Annotated in this window: 1 protein-coding gene; it reads left to right on the top strand. The window is 40.6% G+C overall.

Annotation, left to right across the window (positions count from 1 at the left end; translation table 11 throughout):
* Positions 1–237 precede the first annotated feature (237 nt).
* Positions 238–431 (top strand): GTP-binding protein (locus ACYVTD_RS17025; protein ID WP_461248830.1); only part of this gene is annotated, 194 nt, incomplete at its 3' end.

Consider the following 431-nt stretch of genomic DNA (forward strand, 5'->3'; position numbering starts at 1 on the left):
CTACATAAGGACTTATGCGTTTTAATTATTGGAATTATCAATATAGTTTCTTGAAAATTCTAGTGTTATTTTTCGGCCATAATTTGGCCTGCCTTTTTCGCCATGTGGATAAATAGTGGAAAACAGCCCTAGACACATGAAAATTTAATGTTTTTTAGGCAAAAAAGCCCAAAAAACACAGTATTGAAACTATTCGTTATTTTTGCTATATTTTGGCATACTTAAAGGAGTAGAAAAATGAGCATTGACACCGGCAAAATGCGGAACATCGGGATTAGCGCGCACATCGATTCGGGAAAAACAACCCTTTCCGAGCGCATTCTGTTCTACAGCAAGAAAATTCACGCCATTCACGAGGTCCGAGGCAAGGACGGAGTTGGGGCAACAATGGACCACATGGAGCTTGAAAGGGAGCGCGGCATTACGATCCA

The organism is Treponema sp. R6D11 (assembly GCF_054786075.1).